Source organism: Flammeovirga sp. SJP92, assembly GCF_001583495.1.
Classification (GTDB): domain Bacteria; phylum Bacteroidota; class Bacteroidia; order Cytophagales; family Flammeovirgaceae; genus Flammeovirga.
Map to the genome: position 1 here is coordinate 47,979 of NZ_LQAQ01000020.1, position 18,410 is coordinate 66,388.

The 18,410-nt window shown below is 37.0% G+C and carries 11 protein-coding genes; 3 read left to right on the forward strand and 8 right to left on the reverse strand.

Annotated elements, in window-relative coordinates:
• Positions 1-61: 61 nt before the first annotated feature.
• The 5 genes from AVL50_RS06640 to AVL50_RS06660 all read right to left on the reverse strand — a co-directional run bounded on the left by AVL50_RS06640 (position 62) and on the right by AVL50_RS06660 (position 6,997).
• Positions 62-1,342 (reverse strand): GH36-type glycosyl hydrolase domain-containing protein, encoded by a 1,281-nt coding sequence (locus AVL50_RS06640; protein ID WP_062615706.1) that lies wholly within the window; start codon positions 1,340-1,342, stop codon positions 62-64.
• A 129-nt stretch (positions 1,343-1,471) separates the two neighbouring features.
• Positions 1,472-2,812 carry a sugar porter family MFS transporter gene (locus AVL50_RS06645; RefSeq protein ID WP_062615707.1) on the reverse strand — a complete coding sequence of 447 codons (1,341 nt, stop codon included), beginning with the start codon at positions 2,810-2,812 and terminating at the stop codon, positions 1,472-1,474.
• Between the two features lie 4 nt (positions 2,813-2,816).
• Positions 2,817-4,586 (reverse strand): class I mannose-6-phosphate isomerase, encoded by a 1,770-nt coding sequence (locus AVL50_RS06650; protein ID WP_062615708.1) that lies wholly within the window; start codon positions 4,584-4,586, stop codon positions 2,817-2,819.
• 479 nt (positions 4,587-5,065) lie between these two features.
• Complete coding sequence (locus tag AVL50_RS06655; RefSeq protein ID WP_062615709.1) at positions 5,066-5,950, reverse strand: ROK family protein; 885 nt, start codon at positions 5,948-5,950, stop codon at positions 5,066-5,068.
• A 318-nt stretch (positions 5,951-6,268) separates the two neighbouring features.
• Entirely contained in the window at positions 6,269-6,997 is a 729-nt protein-coding gene (locus AVL50_RS06660; RefSeq protein WP_062615710.1) for a GntR family transcriptional regulator, read from the reverse strand.
• A gap of 335 nt (positions 6,998-7,332) precedes the next feature.
• Between AVL50_RS06660 and AVL50_RS06665 the strand changes: the two genes are divergently transcribed.
• Positions 7,333-10,608, forward strand: coding sequence for an AsmA-like C-terminal region-containing protein (locus AVL50_RS06665; protein WP_157491181.1), 3,276 nt, complete (start codon positions 7,333-7,335; stop codon positions 10,606-10,608).
• A gap of 450 nt (positions 10,609-11,058) precedes the next feature.
• On the opposite strand, the gene AVL50_RS06670 is transcribed toward AVL50_RS06665, so the two are convergent.
• Positions 11,059-11,529 carry a GNAT family N-acetyltransferase gene (locus AVL50_RS06670; RefSeq protein ID WP_172826780.1) on the reverse strand — a complete coding sequence of 157 codons (471 nt, stop codon included), beginning with the start codon at positions 11,527-11,529 and terminating at the stop codon, positions 11,059-11,061.
• Positions 11,530-11,853: 324 nt separating this feature from the next.
• Here AVL50_RS06670 and AVL50_RS06675 point away from each other — a divergent pair, with 324 nt between their 5' ends.
• The gene (locus AVL50_RS06675; RefSeq protein ID WP_062615713.1) at positions 11,854-13,011 is read left to right on the forward strand and encodes a BamA/TamA family outer membrane protein; all 1,158 of its coding nucleotides are present in this window, start codon (positions 11,854-11,856) and stop codon (positions 13,009-13,011) included.
• Between the two features lie 492 nt (positions 13,012-13,503).
• The gene (locus AVL50_RS06680) at positions 13,504-14,586 is read left to right on the forward strand and encodes an AI-2E family transporter (protein WP_062615714.1); all 1,083 of its coding nucleotides are present in this window, start codon (positions 13,504-13,506) and stop codon (positions 14,584-14,586) included.
• 73 nt (positions 14,587-14,659) lie between these two features.
• Here the strand turns inward: AVL50_RS06680 and AVL50_RS06685 are convergent, their stop codons facing one another.
• Complete coding sequence (locus AVL50_RS06685) at positions 14,660-17,305, reverse strand: glycoside hydrolase family 19 protein (protein ID WP_157491183.1); 2,646 nt, start codon at positions 17,303-17,305, stop codon at positions 14,660-14,662.
• 302 nt (positions 17,306-17,607) lie between these two features.
• Positions 17,608-18,246, reverse strand: a complete 639-nt coding sequence (locus AVL50_RS06690) for a cysteine hydrolase (protein ID WP_062615716.1) — start codon at positions 18,244-18,246, stop codon at positions 17,608-17,610.
• Positions 18,247-18,410: the final 164 nt, after the last annotated feature.

Here is an 18,410-nt window from a genome sequence, read left to right on the forward strand (position 1 = left end):
AAAACATTAAAAGCCCACGACTGAAATCGTGGGCCGATGATCCTCGGTGGAATTGATTTTATTATTGTTCAAGATTTTCAAAAGCATCAATCACATCCAACAACACGCCAGCAGAACCTCTAAACATTCCTGATCCATTGGGTTTGTTGTCTTTGGTGTACCATTCAAAGAAGCCCTTGTTTTTGATGACTCTGTCGAACATAGGTTGTGCTTGTTCCCATGCTTCCTGTTCAAATCCATTGTCGATTAAAGCTGTAATCATTCTTGCTCCAAACCAAGTCCAGTCACCACCATTTTGATAGCCATAAGGATGCATTCCTTCGTTTTTGAAAGTGCCTTCTGGGTAAACAGGATATAAAGTCAAACCGATAGAAGGTGCTCCTGATTCCTTTACATTTTGAATCATTTTATCCAACTGCGTTTTGATTTGTGCTTTGTTCAAGAAGCCCGCTTGAATGGCCACTGCTGTTCCTCCATGATAAAACACTTCATCTTCATCAAAATCAGCAGGGAACGGTGAATCTGTAATGTAAAGATGTGGGCGATATTTCTGACGTTTTTCATCCCATAAATGCTTTGCTACATTGGCCGTGATGTCTTTTCTAACTTTCATCCACTTTGCTTGATCGATCTTATCTCCTCCCATTTCAATCAGATTATTTAATGCGATGACGAACATGGCATTGTCATAAATATCAATGGTCAAATGAGAGTTTTCATCTAACGCTACACCCCAATCGTGTTCGGGCTGTACGTCTCCCCAATCGGCGGTAGTGGCTCCCCAAAGTAATTGGTAATCTTCATCAAAACGTTCGTTTAATAAAAACTGCATGGAAGCTTCCAAGCGTTGAGCTACGGTTTTTCCTACTACTACCTCCTGTAAAATAGATATATCGCCAGTGGCTTTAATGTAGTTGTAAACCGTTTGTACCAAGGATGTTTCCTGGTCTGTTTCTACTGTATTTTTGTGGTAGGCTAAAGTCGGTTTATGAACGCTTTGTGTATAGTAATTCGAATTGAATTCTCCTTGAATGGTCACAAATCCATCTGCTATATTTCCGTCTTCTTCTTGAATATAAAAGAAGTTCAATATGTTTTCTTTGATCAATTGATGATCTACAACTTTGGCAGATTGGGCTACAAAGGTATTGAAATCTCTAATCCATACTTCTGCATAACCGTCTCCTGCATTGAAACCTGACTTCATCAGATTCAACCCCATTTTCTTGATCTCGGGCAATTGCTGATCGCTGGCAATTTGATCGGATAATGTTTCTTGATTTTGTGGGCTTGAGCATCCTATGGCTAAGGAAGCTAGGCCGATTAGTAAATAATTCTTCATTCTTTTGTACTGTTGTGGTTGTTTGTGTTGTTGTTTTTATCGTATGGTTTGTGTTGTGGTTCTTGTCAGGTAGACACATTCCTAATCGGATAGACATCTTCCTAATCGGGTAGACACATAGGTCTACCCCTACGAGGTCCACATGTTTTCGATTTCCTCTAGGGATTTTCCTTTGGTTTCAGGAATGTTTTTGATGATGAAAATGACGCATGGTATGCAAATCAACCCGAACAGCAGAAAAGTCAATGTAGCTCCTCCGCTTTCTAATAGCACCGGGAATACTTGCCCGACTACGGCATTGGCTCCCCAAAGAATTAGGGTACTTATGGACATGGCTTTGGCTCTGTATTTTGTAGGAAATACTTCTGCCGCCACTACAAATTGTACGGGGCCTAAAGAGAAGGCATAACAAGCAATAAATAATAGGATACTGCCTACAATCCATAATCCATTGGTCAAATCCAAAAAGAACAATACGCTTGTGGTCAATAAAGCAATCGTCACGCCGATGGCTCCAAATGTCAGTAATGGTTTTCTACCCCAATGGTCAATTTGCTTTAAAGCTAAGAACGTAAACATGCAGTTCACAATCCCAATGGTCACTTGTCCGCCTAATGAATCTGAAATACTCAAACCTGCTTCTGCTAAAATCGATGGGCCGTAATAAATAATGGCATTGATACCGCAAAGCTGTGAGAACATCATCAAGAAAATGGCAATGCCCATTGGTTTCTTCAGCCAACCGTTGAAAAGTGTATTCAAGGCTACTTTCTCTTTGTTATTTTCTGGCGTTTCCAAATCAATCACCAATTCCTTAGAAACAGCTCTTGCTTCTTCAATTTGTCCTTTGATCTGCAACCAACGCGGGCTTTTGGGAACGAAGAACATTCCAATCAAAAATACAATGGCCGGAATCAATTCTACAGCAAACATCCCTCTCCAATATTGACTGACCATCAACTCGTGCCACTGCCCATTGAATGAAGTTGTTTTTAAAGCAATATCCTGTACAAGATGATTTGAAAAATATGCTCCAAGAATCCCTAATGTAATAGTCAACTGGTAAATGGTCACCAATTTTCCTCTGTGCTTTTTGGGGGCAATTTCACTGATATAAAGCGGTGCCACCATGGAAGCAAAACCGATGGCTATTCCTCCCAAAATTCTATAGATCACAAGGGTTTGAAAACTATCAGAAACCGCACACCCAATAGCTGAAAGCAGGAACAATAAGGCAGAAGCAATCAGAATATTTTTTCTCCCAAAACGATCACTACACCAACCCGAAACACTTACTCCTAAGATAGATCCCAATAAGGCTGAACTAACAAACCACCCCGTAAGAGCAGCTGTTAGTTCATATTGAGATTGTACAAAAGGAATAGTCCCCGAAATTACAGCCGTGTCAAAGCCAAAAAGTAGCCCTGCCAATGCTGCAATAATGGTAACGATGATAACTTTTGTATTCATAAGCTTAGCATTCTTCTGATTTCACCCATGACTTGATTACTTTCACTCTCTCTCCTGATGTGTTCACTAATTTATAAGTACCACTTGCTGCTGGAACTACAAACGTCTCTGCGTAGTTCACCTCAAAAGTGTTGTCGTTAGTGATCACCGTAATGCTTTCTCCTTCTACCAAACTCATCACATGGCATTGATTGTTCAACTCCACTTCCATTTCATTGTCGAATTCCAGACGGTCCACGGCATAGAAATGCTCTTTGTGTGTTGGTAAATTGATGATTTGATAGTCATCACCTTCTTCCATTACTTTAGGGTGAGAAATTAAATCCTGTTGCACCTTGTCACCTTTACGGTCAAAGTACAAGTTTTCCATTCCTCTCTTGATGTTCATTGGTCTTGGTTTACCATCTAAATCCAAACGTAACCAATCATACATTTTAAAAGTGAAAATATAAGGCGTAGCACTGATTTCGAGTACCATTCCGTTAGTACCCGAACAGTGGATTGTACCGTTTGGAATCAAGAATAAATCATGCTTCTTCGCAGGATGCACCTGTACATAATTTTCAATTTGAAGCTCTTTTGCATTTTCAAAACTATCCGTCAATGCCGCTTCAAATTCTTCTGGAACAATATCTTCCTGGAAACCCAAATACACTTTTGCGTCTTCTTTGGCATCCAGCATATAATACGTTTCATCTTGGGTAAAAGTATGACCAAAATGCTCCTTCATATATTCAGGTCTTGGGTGACATTGTACCGAAAGATTTCCTCCACCTACGGTGTCTAAGAAATCAAAACGAATAGGGAAATCATACCCGAAACGCTCACTTGCTTCACCCAATACATTTTTATTATTATGGAACATCAAAAAGTCAAAAGAAACTTCCAATAAATTGCCGTTGGCTTCAAACACAATACCGTTTTCAGGAACAATCAATTCAAATGACCATGCGTAGTTTGGAACATCTTGTGCCAATCCACCAATTTTGTCTTTGATCCATTGACCTCCCCAAGCACCCGGCTCAAACCAAGGGCGTACTCTGAATGCATTTTTCGACATATCTTCCAATCCTTTACGGAACGTGTCACCATCTGTCCATGTAATGGCATCACTTCTTTGCTCATCAATGATATAATCGATTTTTGGAAGAATATCTGCTTTTTGATGGTTTAATACAATCCAATCTACAAAGTACATTCTTTTGTACTGCGGTTTTGGTGCAATACTTTCCTTAGCACCTAAATTGATCACTCCTGCCGCTCTCGAACGGAACTGGATCTCATTTTTAGGAACATCCAAATACGCCAAAGTAGCGTTTTCAATATTGATTAAGGAAGCACCACAACCGTAGATCACTGTCAAATAATCTTCTTCAGCTGTAATGGCCTCTAATTTTGATGCATCAAAAAAGTCATTGATTTTTCCTTCATAAAGCTTTCCGAAAATAGGATCATCTCCGCCTAAGAAAGGTGCAATCATTGTATCAATTTCTTCCTCTGATTTTAATGCTCCTTCAATATTTACAAAACGGATTTTCGTTAGTCCTTCTGCTTTAAAAGCATCTAATAATTGCGTAGTCACTGCTTCCCAGTTCACTCCCACATATCCATCAAGTAGAATACATGAATGCTGTTGCAATGCTTTTGCCAATGAAGTGTAGCCAATATTGATTTCTCCTTCTTTTATAGCATGAGAAGGGTAAATGTTGTACATCCCTTTTGATGGTTTATCCACCGAGGATGGCATTAGGTATTGTTTTGTGTTTCTTGTCATTTTTATATTGATAATGGAATTATTTTGAATCTGTTTGTTTGTGTTTTCTAAACTGTTTTCACTGAATACTTTAGTGCTTCGTATTAATTACATTGTAAACTAAGTTCTCGCTGTTTATAGTTTTTAGAAATCAGGAGATTTCTGATGACCTGTAGGACACGAATGACGCTTACGCTTAACATTCGCGCCAGTGGTTTTTAACGGCTCAATACATGAAATTCTTCACGCTTTTCCCTTCAAGGCCGGGGGAGGACCTGTAGGACACGAATGACGCTTACGCTTAACATTCGCGCCAGTGGTTTTTAACGGCTCAATACATGAAATTCTTCACGCTTTTCCCTTCAAGGCCGGGGGAGATACTACTAAATGATGGTCTGATTACAGATAGACAAAGGTTTTATAATTATCTCCGAAAATGCAGTACTGTAGGGACGTTTTCTAAAACGTCCTCACGAACCATTTAAGTCGTACAGTCGTATTTATTTTTTCTGTTGTAAAAAATGCAACGCCGCTCCAATCATTGAAGCTTCTTCTGTATGAGGGTAGGCGATGATTTCTTCAATATTTAATTGATTTTTTAATGGAGAAGAAAACCTGTCCAATGCATTGGTGATGTTTCCTCCTATGATCATTTTGGTGGGTTGGAACATTTCGCTCCATGGTTTTAGTGTGGCTGAAAGGTGGCTTCCAAATTCATCAAAAAGTTGTTGGGATGTGATTTTATCAGCTTCTGCTACTTCTTTTACACCTTTGATTTTTTCTCCTTCTCTTTTCTCCCATTCTTTCACAAACCAACGGGTAGAAATATAATCTTCTGCAATTCCTTCCTTGTAAGGTTGGCAATACATCAATCCACCTTTAGGTACTCTGCTGTCTTCGGTGATCAATTGACCGTTTTCAACAAAGCCTGATCCAAAGCCAGTACCAAGCGTCAGTCCAATGACTTTTTCATTTTTATAATTTTGAGACTGAACGGCCCCCAAAACAAACGCATCGGCATCGTTGAGAAAAGTGATACAAGAAGGATCAGCGATGTATTTTTTAAATTTCTCAAAAAGTACTAACCGAATGTTATATCCGAACATACTTTCATACTTCCCTACTCCTTTCATTACACAAATGCCTTCCTCGTAATTAAAAGGTCCTGGCATAGATAGAGCAATACCCTCAATTGTTCCTGCATGGTTTTCTAATGATTGCTCTAATGCCTTAGTCCAATCTGAAATAATATTTTCAGCATCTGCCTGACTGTCTACTTTTACAGTGGCTATGGTGTCTTTTAAAATTTGCATGGAAGAAAGTGCAATCACACCACTGCTGATATGACTTCCTCCTATGTCTGCTGTTAGTATAAATCTGTCCATCGGTTTAACATTTCATTTCTACTTTGTGTAGTGTTGGTACGCTATAAACTAACTTTCAAACTTCCTTCTTCTTCACGCTTTTCCCTTCAATGCTAGGGGGAGTACTACCAAACTAAAATGGTAGAAAGCTCAATGGCGCGAATGTTAAGCGTAAGCGTCATTCGTGTCCTACTGATCATCAGAAATCTCCTGATTTCTAGTCACCTTTATGATTCGAAAATTTAGTTTATCGCTAAATTCTTGCAAAGCGCAAGTAAGCTTCGAAACTGTAGACTTATAGCTATTTGATCTTGCTAAAATAGCTCTACAAAACCTACGTTATTTATTGATTTCAATCTGATACGTAAAGCGGTCCGCTCTGTAATATCCATGATTGATTTCTACTACTCTTCCTCCCGGATCAGAAACAATTCTTGATCGGAACAAGATTGGAGCACCTTCTTCTATTTTTAATAGCTCAGATAATTTCTTATCCGCTAACATGGCCGTCAGTTCCTCTGATGATTTTGTCAATACAATATTGAATTTCTCTTCGATGATATCATAAAGAGGTTTTTCAAATTGTTCTTCTTGATCAAAAGCGACCCTAGGGTGAAACCATGAAATGAAATAAACAAAAGGATCTGTTTGATCACCTCTTAAGCGCGTTAATCGGTGAATCTCTTTGCCTTCTTCAATAGTGAGAATTTCAGCCGTTAACTTATCTGCATTAACAGTATCATGCTGTACCAAGTAATTTTTAAAAGGAATTCCCTTAGCACTCATTTCTTGTGTAAAGCTATGCCATTCCGATAATTTCGTTCCGATTTTTCTTTTGGCTACAGTTGTACCTACACCCTTCTTTCGCTCCAATAGTCCTTCTCCTACCAATGTGTTGATCGCTTGCCTTACTGTATTTCTAGAAACACCCACACGGTTACTGATGTCTACTTCCTTCGGAAAAAGTTTCCCGTTGTCGTATTCGCCTGTGTCGATTAGTTTTCTTAACTCCTCTTCAATTTGCTTGTGAAAAGGGATTGATGATGTATGGTTAATAAGTATATTCATAATTCATGTTCATATGTTTGAACATATCAAAACAAGTTAATAATTCTATTAATGTCAATAGCACACTTTAAGTTTTCGAACTACTTCGTATTTGTTAACAGAAAGAAGAAACTTTATTCAATATCTCGCTTAAAGTGATATCTTACTATTAATGAACATTTTAAGGCTTTATATAAAAAGAAGTGAGAATTATTTTTACATAAATTAAGCCTTCCATCTTTTTTTTATATATTTCTAAAAAATCTATTCTCTCATTTGATCGTATACATCGAATGTCAAACATCGGTAGAGTATTACATTAATAAAATCCATTTCCCTTAAAATTATTATTGCAAGTGAAAGATCAAACACCAATTGGAAAGCAAATATTAAAATGGTTTGGTTATATCTTCGGAGCTGTTGTAGGTATATTAATCATCGCTGTTATTCTATTCTACGCGAATAGAGAAACTATCAAAGAAAAAGTAATGGAAGCCGCCAATCAAGAGCAGAATGGCGACCTTCAAATTGGGCAAATCGGTATTGCTCCTTTTGAAGATTTTCCCAACTTCACATTACAACTTCAGGATATTGTTTATCATGAAAAGAAAATTGAGGAACGAAAAGAGGACGCCAAGCCTATTGCCGCTTTGGGCAACTTTTATGTTTCTATCAACATTGTCAAACTTATAAAAGGTGATGTGCATATCGGTGCCATCAAATTAGAGGACGGGGAGGTCAATCTCCGTGCATACAAAGACAGTACTTTCAACCTTGTAAATGCTTTAGGTATTGACCTGTCAGACACCACCAAAGTGGAAGAAACTGCCGATACCACTCAAAGTGCTCCTCCAGCTTTTGATATTGCATTGGATGAACTGACTTTGAAAAACATCAAAATTACTGCTTATAACGGAATGACCGAAGTAGGCGTTGGAATGCAGGTACATCAAATCACTACTTCTTTAGAGTACAATGCTGATGAAATAACAAATCATCTATTATTTAATGTTGAATTATTGGGCATATTGAAAGAAAAGAAAGTGCTTTGGCCTAATAAAAAACTTGAATTTACATCAGACCTCCGCTTTGATAGACTGCATAAGTTCATTACCATAGATACTTGTGATGCAATATTAGAAGGTGCGGCCTTTGCCCTTTCTGGCACTGTTGACATTCCAAACGACATGTATTTGGATCTGGATATTCACGCCTCCCAAAAAGATTTGAATATCATCAACCTTCTAGCCAATGGTAAAATCGATGTAGAGAAACTTAAATCTAACTATTCGAGTACCCTTGACGGATTGGAGTTTGACGCTAAAATAACAGGTAAATCAGCTTCTACTCTTCCAAAAGTAGAAGCCAATGTAGAATTGAAGAAGTTTACCTTAAAGAGCTTAAAAACACCTTATGCTATTAATGATTTCAGTTTCAAAGCTTACCTTAATACGGGTGACTCTACTGATTTCTCACAGCTGAAGTTTGATTTAAGTCAATTTGTTATCGCATCTACAAATGGTGATACAAAAGGAACACTTTCTGTTTCCAACGGTATTCAACAACCGCATATTGATTTGCAGTGGGAGGCCAATATGGAACTAGACAATTTCAATGATCTTTTGACAGACCTTCCTATTGACAGTCTTGGCGGTAAGATTGAATTCCAGGCGGATGTAGCTTATGATATTGATCTTGTAAAGAAGAAATTCTTAAACCTTGATGATGCCGAGCAGAAAATTGCCTTGAAAGTGAATAACCTTCATTTCAAACACAAACCCACAGGCATGCAACCTCACAGCATGGGTGGTATTTTCTATATCTGGGACAATCACCTTGGTGTAAAAGACTTGAAAGGACAGCTTGATGGCAGTGATTTCAAATTCAATGGTAATATTGACAATCTTCTTTTCTATGCTTTGGGTATGGAAACTGATATTATTGCCAATATAAAATTGGAGTCTGAACACCTTATGGTCAAAGAGCTACTGCAGTACTCTGATTCAATTGATTCTAGCTTGGCGGAAAACCTTCATGATATCAATATTGATTTCACTTTAAATACGACATCAAAGGGCATCAATGATTATAAATTACTGCCTTACGGAACACTTAAGATCAATGATCTTCAAACTCATTTTGAAAATTTCCAACCGATTCACAGTGTAACGGGCCTGATGGGCATCACAGAAAAACACATTGGTGTGAAGTACTTGAAAGGAAATATAGGAAAGAGTGATTTCAATTTCCAAGGTGGTTTTGAAGATTATGATGGTTTAGTTTACAAAGATTCTACCATCACTATTAAGTCAGGTTTCAACATTCAATCTAACTCCATGAGAGTGGTGGACTTCTTCACTTATGGTGACTCGCTGTTGGTACCGAAGACCTTCCAGAATGAAAAGATGAACAACTTCCAAATTGCAGGAGGCGTAGATGTTGTTAACCAAGAGCTATTTTCTGGAAAGAAAGTTCCTAATTTCCGTTTATGGATGAAAGGTTTGAAATGGAGATTGAGTATTTCACCTTTATTATTCAGAAACTTTAAGTTTGAATTAGTCAAGAATGACAACGATATTTTACTGAATGATTTCACCGGAAAAGTGGGCCAAAGTGATATGACTTTCAATGCTCAATTGTACAATATCACTGATTCTACTCGAAAAGATTTCTACGGAAAATTCCAAGTAGATGCCAAAATGATCAACTTCAATGAGCTGTTGAAATTGACATTGCCAGCTGAAACTTATGAGGCTTCATCAGCTTCAAGGGCACAACAAATTGAAGAAGAAGAACCTATCGATATTTTTGCTATCAAGTATCCTAAATTGGAATTGGATGTGAAAGTAAATCAAATGAAACTGATGGAAATGGACATCAAAAATTTCAAAGGACAAGTCACTACCTCACCGGATCAAACTATTGCTTTGAATGATGTTCAAGTACGTTTGGGAGATATTGGCGGATTGGAACTTTCGGGTATGGCTAATCTTCAAAACCCTCAGCATGTGATCATGGACGGTAATGCAAAACTAAAGAATGTGGATCTTTCGCAAGTCGATTTTGAAGTGGAGTATGAAGGAGATGTCATCAATATTTCTGAAAACTTTGATGGTATTTTGAATTCTACCATGAAAGCCAAAGCACATATCAATAACGACTTAAGTATTGATATTGCCCAAACCACAGCTGATATTGATATGACTTTATTGAATGGTCGCGTAGTTGATTTTGCCCCACTGGAAGCTATGGCTACTTACTTCGGCAATAAAGACATGAACAATATCCGTTTTGATACTTTACAGAATAAATTCACAGTAGAAAATGGTATTTTCCATATTCCTCGTATGAGTATTGCATCTACGATTGGTCAGATTTATATGTCAGGTGAGCAACACTTGGATATGCAAATGGCGTATATGGTTGAAGTGCCTTTCAGACTTGTTCGTTCTGTAGCCTGGAATACATTGACAGGTGGCAAGAAGAAAAAAGATGACGAACCTGACGAAATCCAGCAAGATGAAGGCGGTAAATATGTAGCCGTCAGAATTGAAGGAACGGTTGATGATTATAACATCAAACTAGGCAAAGGAAAGAAAAACAAGAAGAAGGAAAAAGAGAAGAAAGGATAATAAAAAGGAGGAATGAAAACATCATATTTCATTCCTCTTTTTTTATATGAGTACAACTCTACAAAACAAATGAATAGCATTAAGACATCGCAAACTAATTTCTGATGATCTGTAGGACACGAATATTACTATCGCTTAACATTCGTGTCAGTGGGCTTTCTACCCCATTCGTTTGGTAGTACTCCCCCGTCCTTGAAAGGAAAAGCGTTAAGAATTTCATGAAGTGAACAGTTAAAAATGATTTTGCTGTTTGAACATCTCAAAACGATAAAGTTTTGATCGAGTTATCCTTTCAATAGGCGAGTGGAATGAAATTTAGCTTTTGACTTTTTTGCTTCGTTTTTGTGTTAAGACAAAAATGAAGAAGAAGGAAACTTGAAAGTAGATCCTATAAGTGATTGTAAATAGATCAATTAAAAATTAACTGAAAATCAGTTTACAATGTAATGACTATTTACAATAACTAAACAGTTTTAGCTTCACATCATCTTGTGTGAAATAATGTCTGAATTCTAATCCTAGTTTCAAGGCTATCTTTTCTGAAGGGATATTTCCGTCTTCTACAATTGCAAAAATTGGATTCACCTTCCAGTCATTCACTCCATAATCAAACGCCACCTTAGCGGATTCATAGGCATAACCTTTCCCTTGAAACTTACTGCTCAAAATCCACCCTATCTGAATATCATTTGTATCTGGCAATTGATTTAAATTGATCAAACCTACCAACTCCTGTGTCCCCTTTTCTCTCACTGCCCAGATGTATCCTTCTTTATTCTTCGCTTCATTGACTTTTCGGTGTAATTTCAAAACATGCTCTACACGGCTTAAATTCTGCAAAGGGGAAATATATTTGAAAATATCTTTCTCATTGAAAATTTCTAATATCTCATCGAAATCAGACGGTTGAATGATTTCCATTTGAAGTCTTTCTGTTTGCAGGGATAACATAAATAATGGTGAAAAGTGGTGAATGTTCTATGCTCTAAAAGTAACCAAAATTGTTATTATTTTAAATCTTATTTTTACTTTCAAATGACCATTTATCAACTTCAACGAATACGAGGGCGTAACAGGGTACACTTTTACAGGATCAATACACTTTAATTCTATCTTCGCACTTATTTGAAGTTGGTAAGAATTCAGTTTCGCAATACCCATTAAGTTATTGATTGCAATGATTTTATGATATATTTGCCAGAGGCCCAAATTGATATTTCATCTTACTATTACCTCTCTTTTTCCATGAAGCAGATCAAACTATTTTTCTTTTTATTTCTACTTTTCAGTCATCCCTATTTGTCAGCGCAAAACTTATTTCAAAAGTATTTTATTGACTCAACGGATCATGCTGTGGATGTCAGTAACTTTTTGAATGCAGGTTTTGGATTCCTTCCTGTTCCTATCATTATCACGGAGCCTGCAGTAGGTTTTGGAGGTGGCCTTACAGCCATTTATTTTCATGGGAAAAAGAAAAAAAGAGATACACTTGATACGCTCAATCGTTTTGCTCAAAGTAAAGATTTGCCACCTATCACAACAGGTGCTGCAGGTGCTTATACTGCCAATGGAACTTGGTTAGCGGCTGTTTTTCATCAAGGTTCTTATCATAATGACAGGTTCAGATATTTAGGAGCTTTTGCCTACCTCTCCCCTAATCTTACGTTTTATGGTTCAGGTATTATTGATGATGGAGAATACAGTTTCAATATGCAAGGAATTATGACTTTCCATGAGTTTCTTTTCCGGCCTAAAAAAGATCTTCCTCTTTTCACTGGTATCAATTACCTCTTTTTCAATAATAACATCACATTTATAGACAATGAACCTGAGACTGAACCTTTAAAAGAAGAAACTAACCTTGGAGGAATGAATGTGGTTTTGATGTGGGACAACAGAAATAATACGTTCACCCCCACCAAGGGGATTATGACAGCTACTGAGTTTGGTACTTTTAATAAAGCATTGGGCGGTGATAATGATTATTCTAATTTCACCCACAGAACTTATTATTATTTACCGATCAAAAAAGAAAAGCTCTTCTCTGGCTATCGTCTGCAATACCAAACGAAATGGGGTAATAATGTTCCTTTCTTCGAACTTCCATTTGTAAATCTCCGAGGTATCCCTGCCCTCCGTTATCAAGATCATAATGCATTGGTACTTGAGACCGAGTGGCGATGGCAAATGTTCAAAAGGTGGAGTGCTGTTGGTTTTGTAGGAACAGGATTCACCGCACCAAAAATACAAGACTTTGATTTTACACAATCTAGAATAGCGGGTGGTTTTGGCTTTCGTTATTTTATTGCTTCTGATTATGGTTTACATGCCGGTATTGACATTGCAAGAGGACCTGAAATTTGGGCTTGGTACTTGACTGTGGGCAGTAATTGGTTCAGATAGAATATTGCATTATAAGTACAAATTCAAAATTATCTAATACTAATTCTATTTATTGTTTTGCGATTACTTCCTTCAAAAAACTTTCAATAGAACCACTATTAATACGTTTTTTAGCTTCTATTTATTGTTTTGCGATTACTTCCTTCAAAAAACTTTCAATAGAACCACTATTAATACGTTTTTTAGCGTTGTACTCACAAAAAATAAATTAGAATTAACTATGATTAATTTTTGACTTAGCACTTAAACTATAATTACCCATAACTATCAATACATTTTTCTAAAAGTCCTTCATGTCCTATAAATCCCCTAATTACTATATATCATAAATATTTAAAAACTCATTTACAGTGTAATAGCTTCAACCAACATTTAATACCTTATAACCGAAATTTATAAATACCTTCCTCACTCACTCCGTTTTACATATTAAAATTTGCGGTTCTTCTTCAAAAGCTCTGCTCTGTTATACCTAAAATTCTTATTGTAAAAATGGATTATAAATTAATCAGCAAAGGTCTCTTGGATACGATCAAAAAGTTGATCTTGGTCTGTACCGGCCTTTATGCTCTCTATCTTTTAAAAGCAGTCATCATTTATATTGCTACAGCAGGTGTGATTGCATTGATGGCATACCCTTTCAAATCTTATTTAAAAAGAGAATGGCACTTATCCAATACTACAGCCGTAATGGTAGTCATTGGTAGTTTTGCAATACTCTCATTGCTTTTCCTAAGTCTTTTTATTCCACTGATCATGCAGGAGGCACATAATCTATCTTTAGGAAATATTGCGAAATTTAAAGAGAATGTAAACGCCGCCTTCGTTGAGATCAATCAATACACATTACGTTACGGAATTGACCTAACGATGTTTAATATCGGTGATGTTATTCATAAGAAAGTAAATAATACGCCAAAGGTGTTTACTTCAGTAATCAATTCTATTGGTTCTTTTAGTGTTGGCGTTTTTTCTGTGGCGTTTATTTCCTTTTTCTTTATTAAAGAAAGTGAGCAAATCGGGAATTTCTTTATTTCTATTATGCCTATTGAAAATGAAAAAGAGATTATGTCCTCTATTATCAAAACGAAGAAACTTCTTTCACGCTATTTTCTCGGACTGGCAGTACAGATTCTTATTGTTTTTGTAGCTTACCTTGTCTCACTTTTTATCATCGGTGTGAGTAATGCCTTGGTAATTGCTTTCCTTTGTGCCATTCTTAATTTAATCCCTTACGTTGGTCCTCTGATTGGATTGGGATTGATGGGACTGTTGGCAACCACAGAAAATTTAGGAATGGATTTTAAAACTGAATTACTTCCATTACTCGGAAAGATTGGAGTAGCTTATGGTTTGACACAATTCATTGACAATAACTTTTCACAACCTATTATTTTCTCCAAAAGTGTGAATTCTCATCCCTTAGAAATCTTTATTGTAATCTTCGTATTTGGAACATTGATGGGAATTGTAGGAATGATTTTAGCTGTCCCCATCTACACTGTCATCAAAGTTGTAATGAAAGAATTTTACCCAGAAAACCCCTTTGTGAAAGCTTTAACAGAAGATATTTAAGAGAAAGAAAAGGGAAAAGTAATCAGTTCTAAAGTGCACTTTTCCCTCTTTCTTAGAGCATATTTGAAAAATCTTATTTTATTAACTTCTTCCAAAATTTATGGCCTTCAGAAGACTCTAACAGTAGATAATATATTCCGTTTTCCATTGTAGAGAAATCAATTGCTAATTGTGATTGCTGATTTTCTCTTGATAGTAGTTTTTGGCCATTTCCATTAAACAAAACTACTTGATAAGTAGTATTTTGCCTTAATTGGATATGAAGTTGACTCACCACTGGATTTGGATAAATTTTGATATCTTCCAATACACTTCTGCCTATTGTGATTTTTCTTGCATTCGATGCATTACATTCGCCGATAGGCTTCCACCAATGATCCGCTGTACCTGGAGTTACATTGTACAAGTTATTGACCACTGATTCATACAGCATTCCTTGATAACTCACTACATCTCCACTCTGATAAATAGATGGGTACCCTGTATATTCTTCTACTCCATCACAATCTCCTACACTAGCTTTTTCTATTACTGTAATGGTCACCGAAACAGAAGCTTGACCACCCTCATTATCCTTCACTGTTGTATTGATTGTATGATTTCCAAATGAAGATGGAGTGAAATCGAATGTAGATTGATTGAAAGTATTACCATCCACAGTTGATACAATGGAAGTTATTTGACCATCAGTATCATTGGCTATAATGGAAACACTTATTGGAGCCAATACTTGTTGCTCAATATTCGTATCCACAATAATACTTGCAGTTGGCAACTGGTTTTCTGTTATTTCTTCTTGGAAAAGAATTTGAATATTTTGCGTTGTAGATTGACCTTTTGAATCCGTTGCAATGGCAGAAAGGATATATTGTCCAAATGCTGTAGGTGTAAAAGTAAATTGTGGTTGCGTGCTGATTTCTTGGTCATCTACTAAAATACGCCAAGTAATTAAACCTTTATCATCTGTGCCTTCCACTTGAATACTGACAGCAGAAAGTGAAGTATAAGTGGTGTTATTGGCAGGTGAAATGAAATTAACAGTCGGTGGATTATCTACTTCTCCACCACCTGAACATGTCCCCAATAATTGCCATGTCGAAGGATCTTGATCAGGTTGATTTCCTGTCGACCACCACTTCTGGAAAGTGTAAAGTTGATTGTTATACACCACTCTAATACCATTGGTCTGATAAGTTTTGGTGGCACTCCACTCTTCCACACCAGTACAATCAAAAGTAAAACCAGGGCAAGTCGCTTTGATTTTCCATACTCCTGCATCTCCAGGAAGATCTGTTTCTTTTGTTTCCCAAGCCGCACTGTACACAATTCCTCCGTACACTACTTCTTCTCCACCTGTATACACCTTAGGCTCCCATTCCGTACCACAATTCACTTTAGGATCAATCACATCCACTTCATAATTCAAGGTACTCTGCTCACCAAAACGGTCTTCAGCCACGATAGTGATTGTTACAATTCCATAAGCTATTGGGGTAAATGAGGCAGTTGTTCCAACAGTTGACAAAATATTTCCATTCACTGAAATAGATACATCTGCTATTGCTTGATCTTCTTTATCTAAAACACTTGCTTCAATTGAAATAGCTGAAAATGTTTCCATACGAATTTCATCAGATATTGGAGACAATAAGGAGATTCTTGGTCTCTTTGGTGTTGGTTCTGGCTCATTTCCTCCAAATGGACGTTGATTAGCACATCCACAAGCATTACAAGAAGATTGTCCATCCAAATCCGTTGTAATATTCAGGATGGTAGAGTGACGTTCATAATGACCAATTCGACTTAACACCTTCGCTTTTTCAGTACCTGATCCACATTCCAATCCTCCGTTAATGATATTGACTGTTACTCCGAAACCAGGTAATCTATTATTTTCCAAATCATAAGAAGTAGGTTCCCAATTACCCACCATTACATCATGAGCAGAAGGTTTTGGGTACTGAGGCGTCATCCAAAACCAAATGGCCGTTTGAAAAGCCAATGCCCCATCTTCAATGACTCTTTCAGGATTGGCCAACAATACATTTTTATTTCCATATAAAAACTGACTCACCTGACCGTAGTTATAATTCCATGAAAGCTGAATGGGTCCTCTACCGTGATACGACTTACCTGGTACAGCGGGATAATCGGGATGATTTTGCTCCACATAGCCAATCAAATCCGTTTCCGCATAACTTACTTCTTCTCTGAAATACAAACCCCAAGCGTATTTTCCTCCTGGAGCAGTGGCCCATCCGCCTGTTGTTTCCTGAGAGATATTGGCTAGAAACGCAGACAGTTCTCTACGACGCTGATCTTGCGTTCCTTCAGCCAAAAACAATGCATAGTCTACTTCCTGTAGAATAATACTTTTTTGTGAATTCCATGAATCATCAAAACCTGCATCCGTTCTGATCACTTTTGTTTCACCGGTAGTTTTATCTTCTCTTGTAACTTTGTAAAGATTGGTTCCTTCTCTTCTTTCCATATACACCTTGATGTTTTTCATTCTTTCTATCGCCTCTAAAAAACTGGCATAAGTATAAAAATCATTAGCTGGATTGAATACATATCCGCCATCAGGTGCAGATTCTGTACCGAACCGATAGGGAAACAGTTCGTTGTACTCTTGTTCGGTCAGTGGATTTTGTGCATTAGTTACTGAAGGTAGTAATAAAACTAACACACACATTGATAGTGTTGTTATGAACTTCATGTGTAGTAGAATAAGTTGGTTGAAATAGTAGCTTCATTTCAATCGAAGCTTAGCTTGTCACCAAAACTAGAAGGTAAAAAGTGAGTTAAAAAATCAGGAAGGGGTACAATTAAGAGGTCATTCCTAACGCTTAGTTTTGGTTTCATGGGTACAAAAAAGGGGATATTGAATCGATAAGAAAACTTTTTGAGGGTACACCTAAAAAATCTCAGGGCAAATGAGTCGGATTAAATTTTATTTTTTGAGAGGATGTTCCGTGTATCATTTAAAGATACACGAAACATCTTTTTAGTATTTAGAAACTACTCATAGCCTCTTCCAACCAAAGCGATTTCTTTTCCTTCTTCCAAAGACTCAATAAAATCTTCTGCTGACAGCGGTTGACTAAACATTGGGAAGTCGTGCTTTACAGCATTTTCATGTTCATCCATACTTGTGGCTGCACAGCAATCTGTCAATGTGATCACATTATAGCCTTTTTCATAAGCTGTACGCATCGTTGATTCCACACAGCAATTGGTTAAGAAGCCAGCTAATACCACATTTTGAATACCTTTACTTCTCAAGATAAAATCAAGGTTTGTACTGCAAAACGTGTCCAAGCCTTTTTTACCTTCAATAATGATGTCTTCAGGTTGAGGAGCAATAAAGTCGATCAATTGACTTCCCCATTCTTCTTTCAAAAACGCATTGTTGTCTACCACTCCCTTTAGGATACCGTAAGGTGTTTTTGTTAGTTCTCTATAATCACTAGAGAATGAAATTGGAACATAAATGATTTCCGTTCCTTTTTCTCTTGCTGCCTTTATGACTGCTTCTGTTTTTGTAAGCATGTCAGTTTGATACATTACTTCTTTGACTGCATCATGAAATACGCCTCCTGGAGTTGCAAAGTCGTTTTGGAACTCAATCAGCACTACGGCAGTTTGCTTATAATCCATTATTTAAGAATTAAATAGTTAGTAAAAATTGATTTAGCTATGATATTAAGGTAGTTGATAATGGAGGATTTCACAAGTTAAATCATTATGAACAATATAAAATGATCAAAAACAAAAAGCCCCCTGCACTTCTACAAGTACAGGGGGCAAGCACTATCTTAATT

Coding starts and splice junctions, on each gene's coding strand:
- AVL50_RS06640 (WP_062615706.1), bottom strand. CDS start 1,342: ATGAAGAATTATTTACTAATCGGCCTAGCTTCCTTAGCCATAGGATGC.
- AVL50_RS06645 (WP_062615707.1), bottom strand. CDS start 2,812: ATGAATACAAAAGTTATCATCGTTACCATTATTGCAGCATTGGCAGGG.
- AVL50_RS06650 (WP_062615708.1), bottom strand. CDS start 4,586: ATGACAAGAAACACAAAACAATACCTAATGCCATCCTCGGTGGATAAA.
- AVL50_RS06655 (WP_062615709.1), bottom strand. CDS start 5,950: ATGGACAGATTTATACTAACAGCAGACATAGGAGGAAGTCATATCAGC.
- AVL50_RS06660 (WP_062615710.1), bottom strand. CDS start 6,997: ATGAATATACTTATTAACCATACATCATCAATCCCTTTTCACAAGCAA.
- AVL50_RS06670 (WP_172826780.1), bottom strand. CDS start 11,529: ATGGAAATCATTCAACCGTCTGATTTCGATGAGATATTAGAAATTTTC.
- AVL50_RS06675 (WP_062615713.1), top strand. CDS start 11,854: ATGAAGCAGATCAAACTATTTTTCTTTTTATTTCTACTTTTCAGTCAT.
- AVL50_RS06680 (WP_062615714.1), top strand. CDS start 13,504: ATGGATTATAAATTAATCAGCAAAGGTCTCTTGGATACGATCAAAAAG.
- AVL50_RS06685 (WP_157491183.1), bottom strand. CDS start 17,305: ATGAAGTTCATAACAACACTATCAATGTGTGTGTTAGTTTTATTACTA.
- AVL50_RS06690 (WP_062615716.1), bottom strand. CDS start 18,246: ATGGATTATAAGCAAACTGCCGTAGTGCTGATTGAGTTCCAAAACGAC.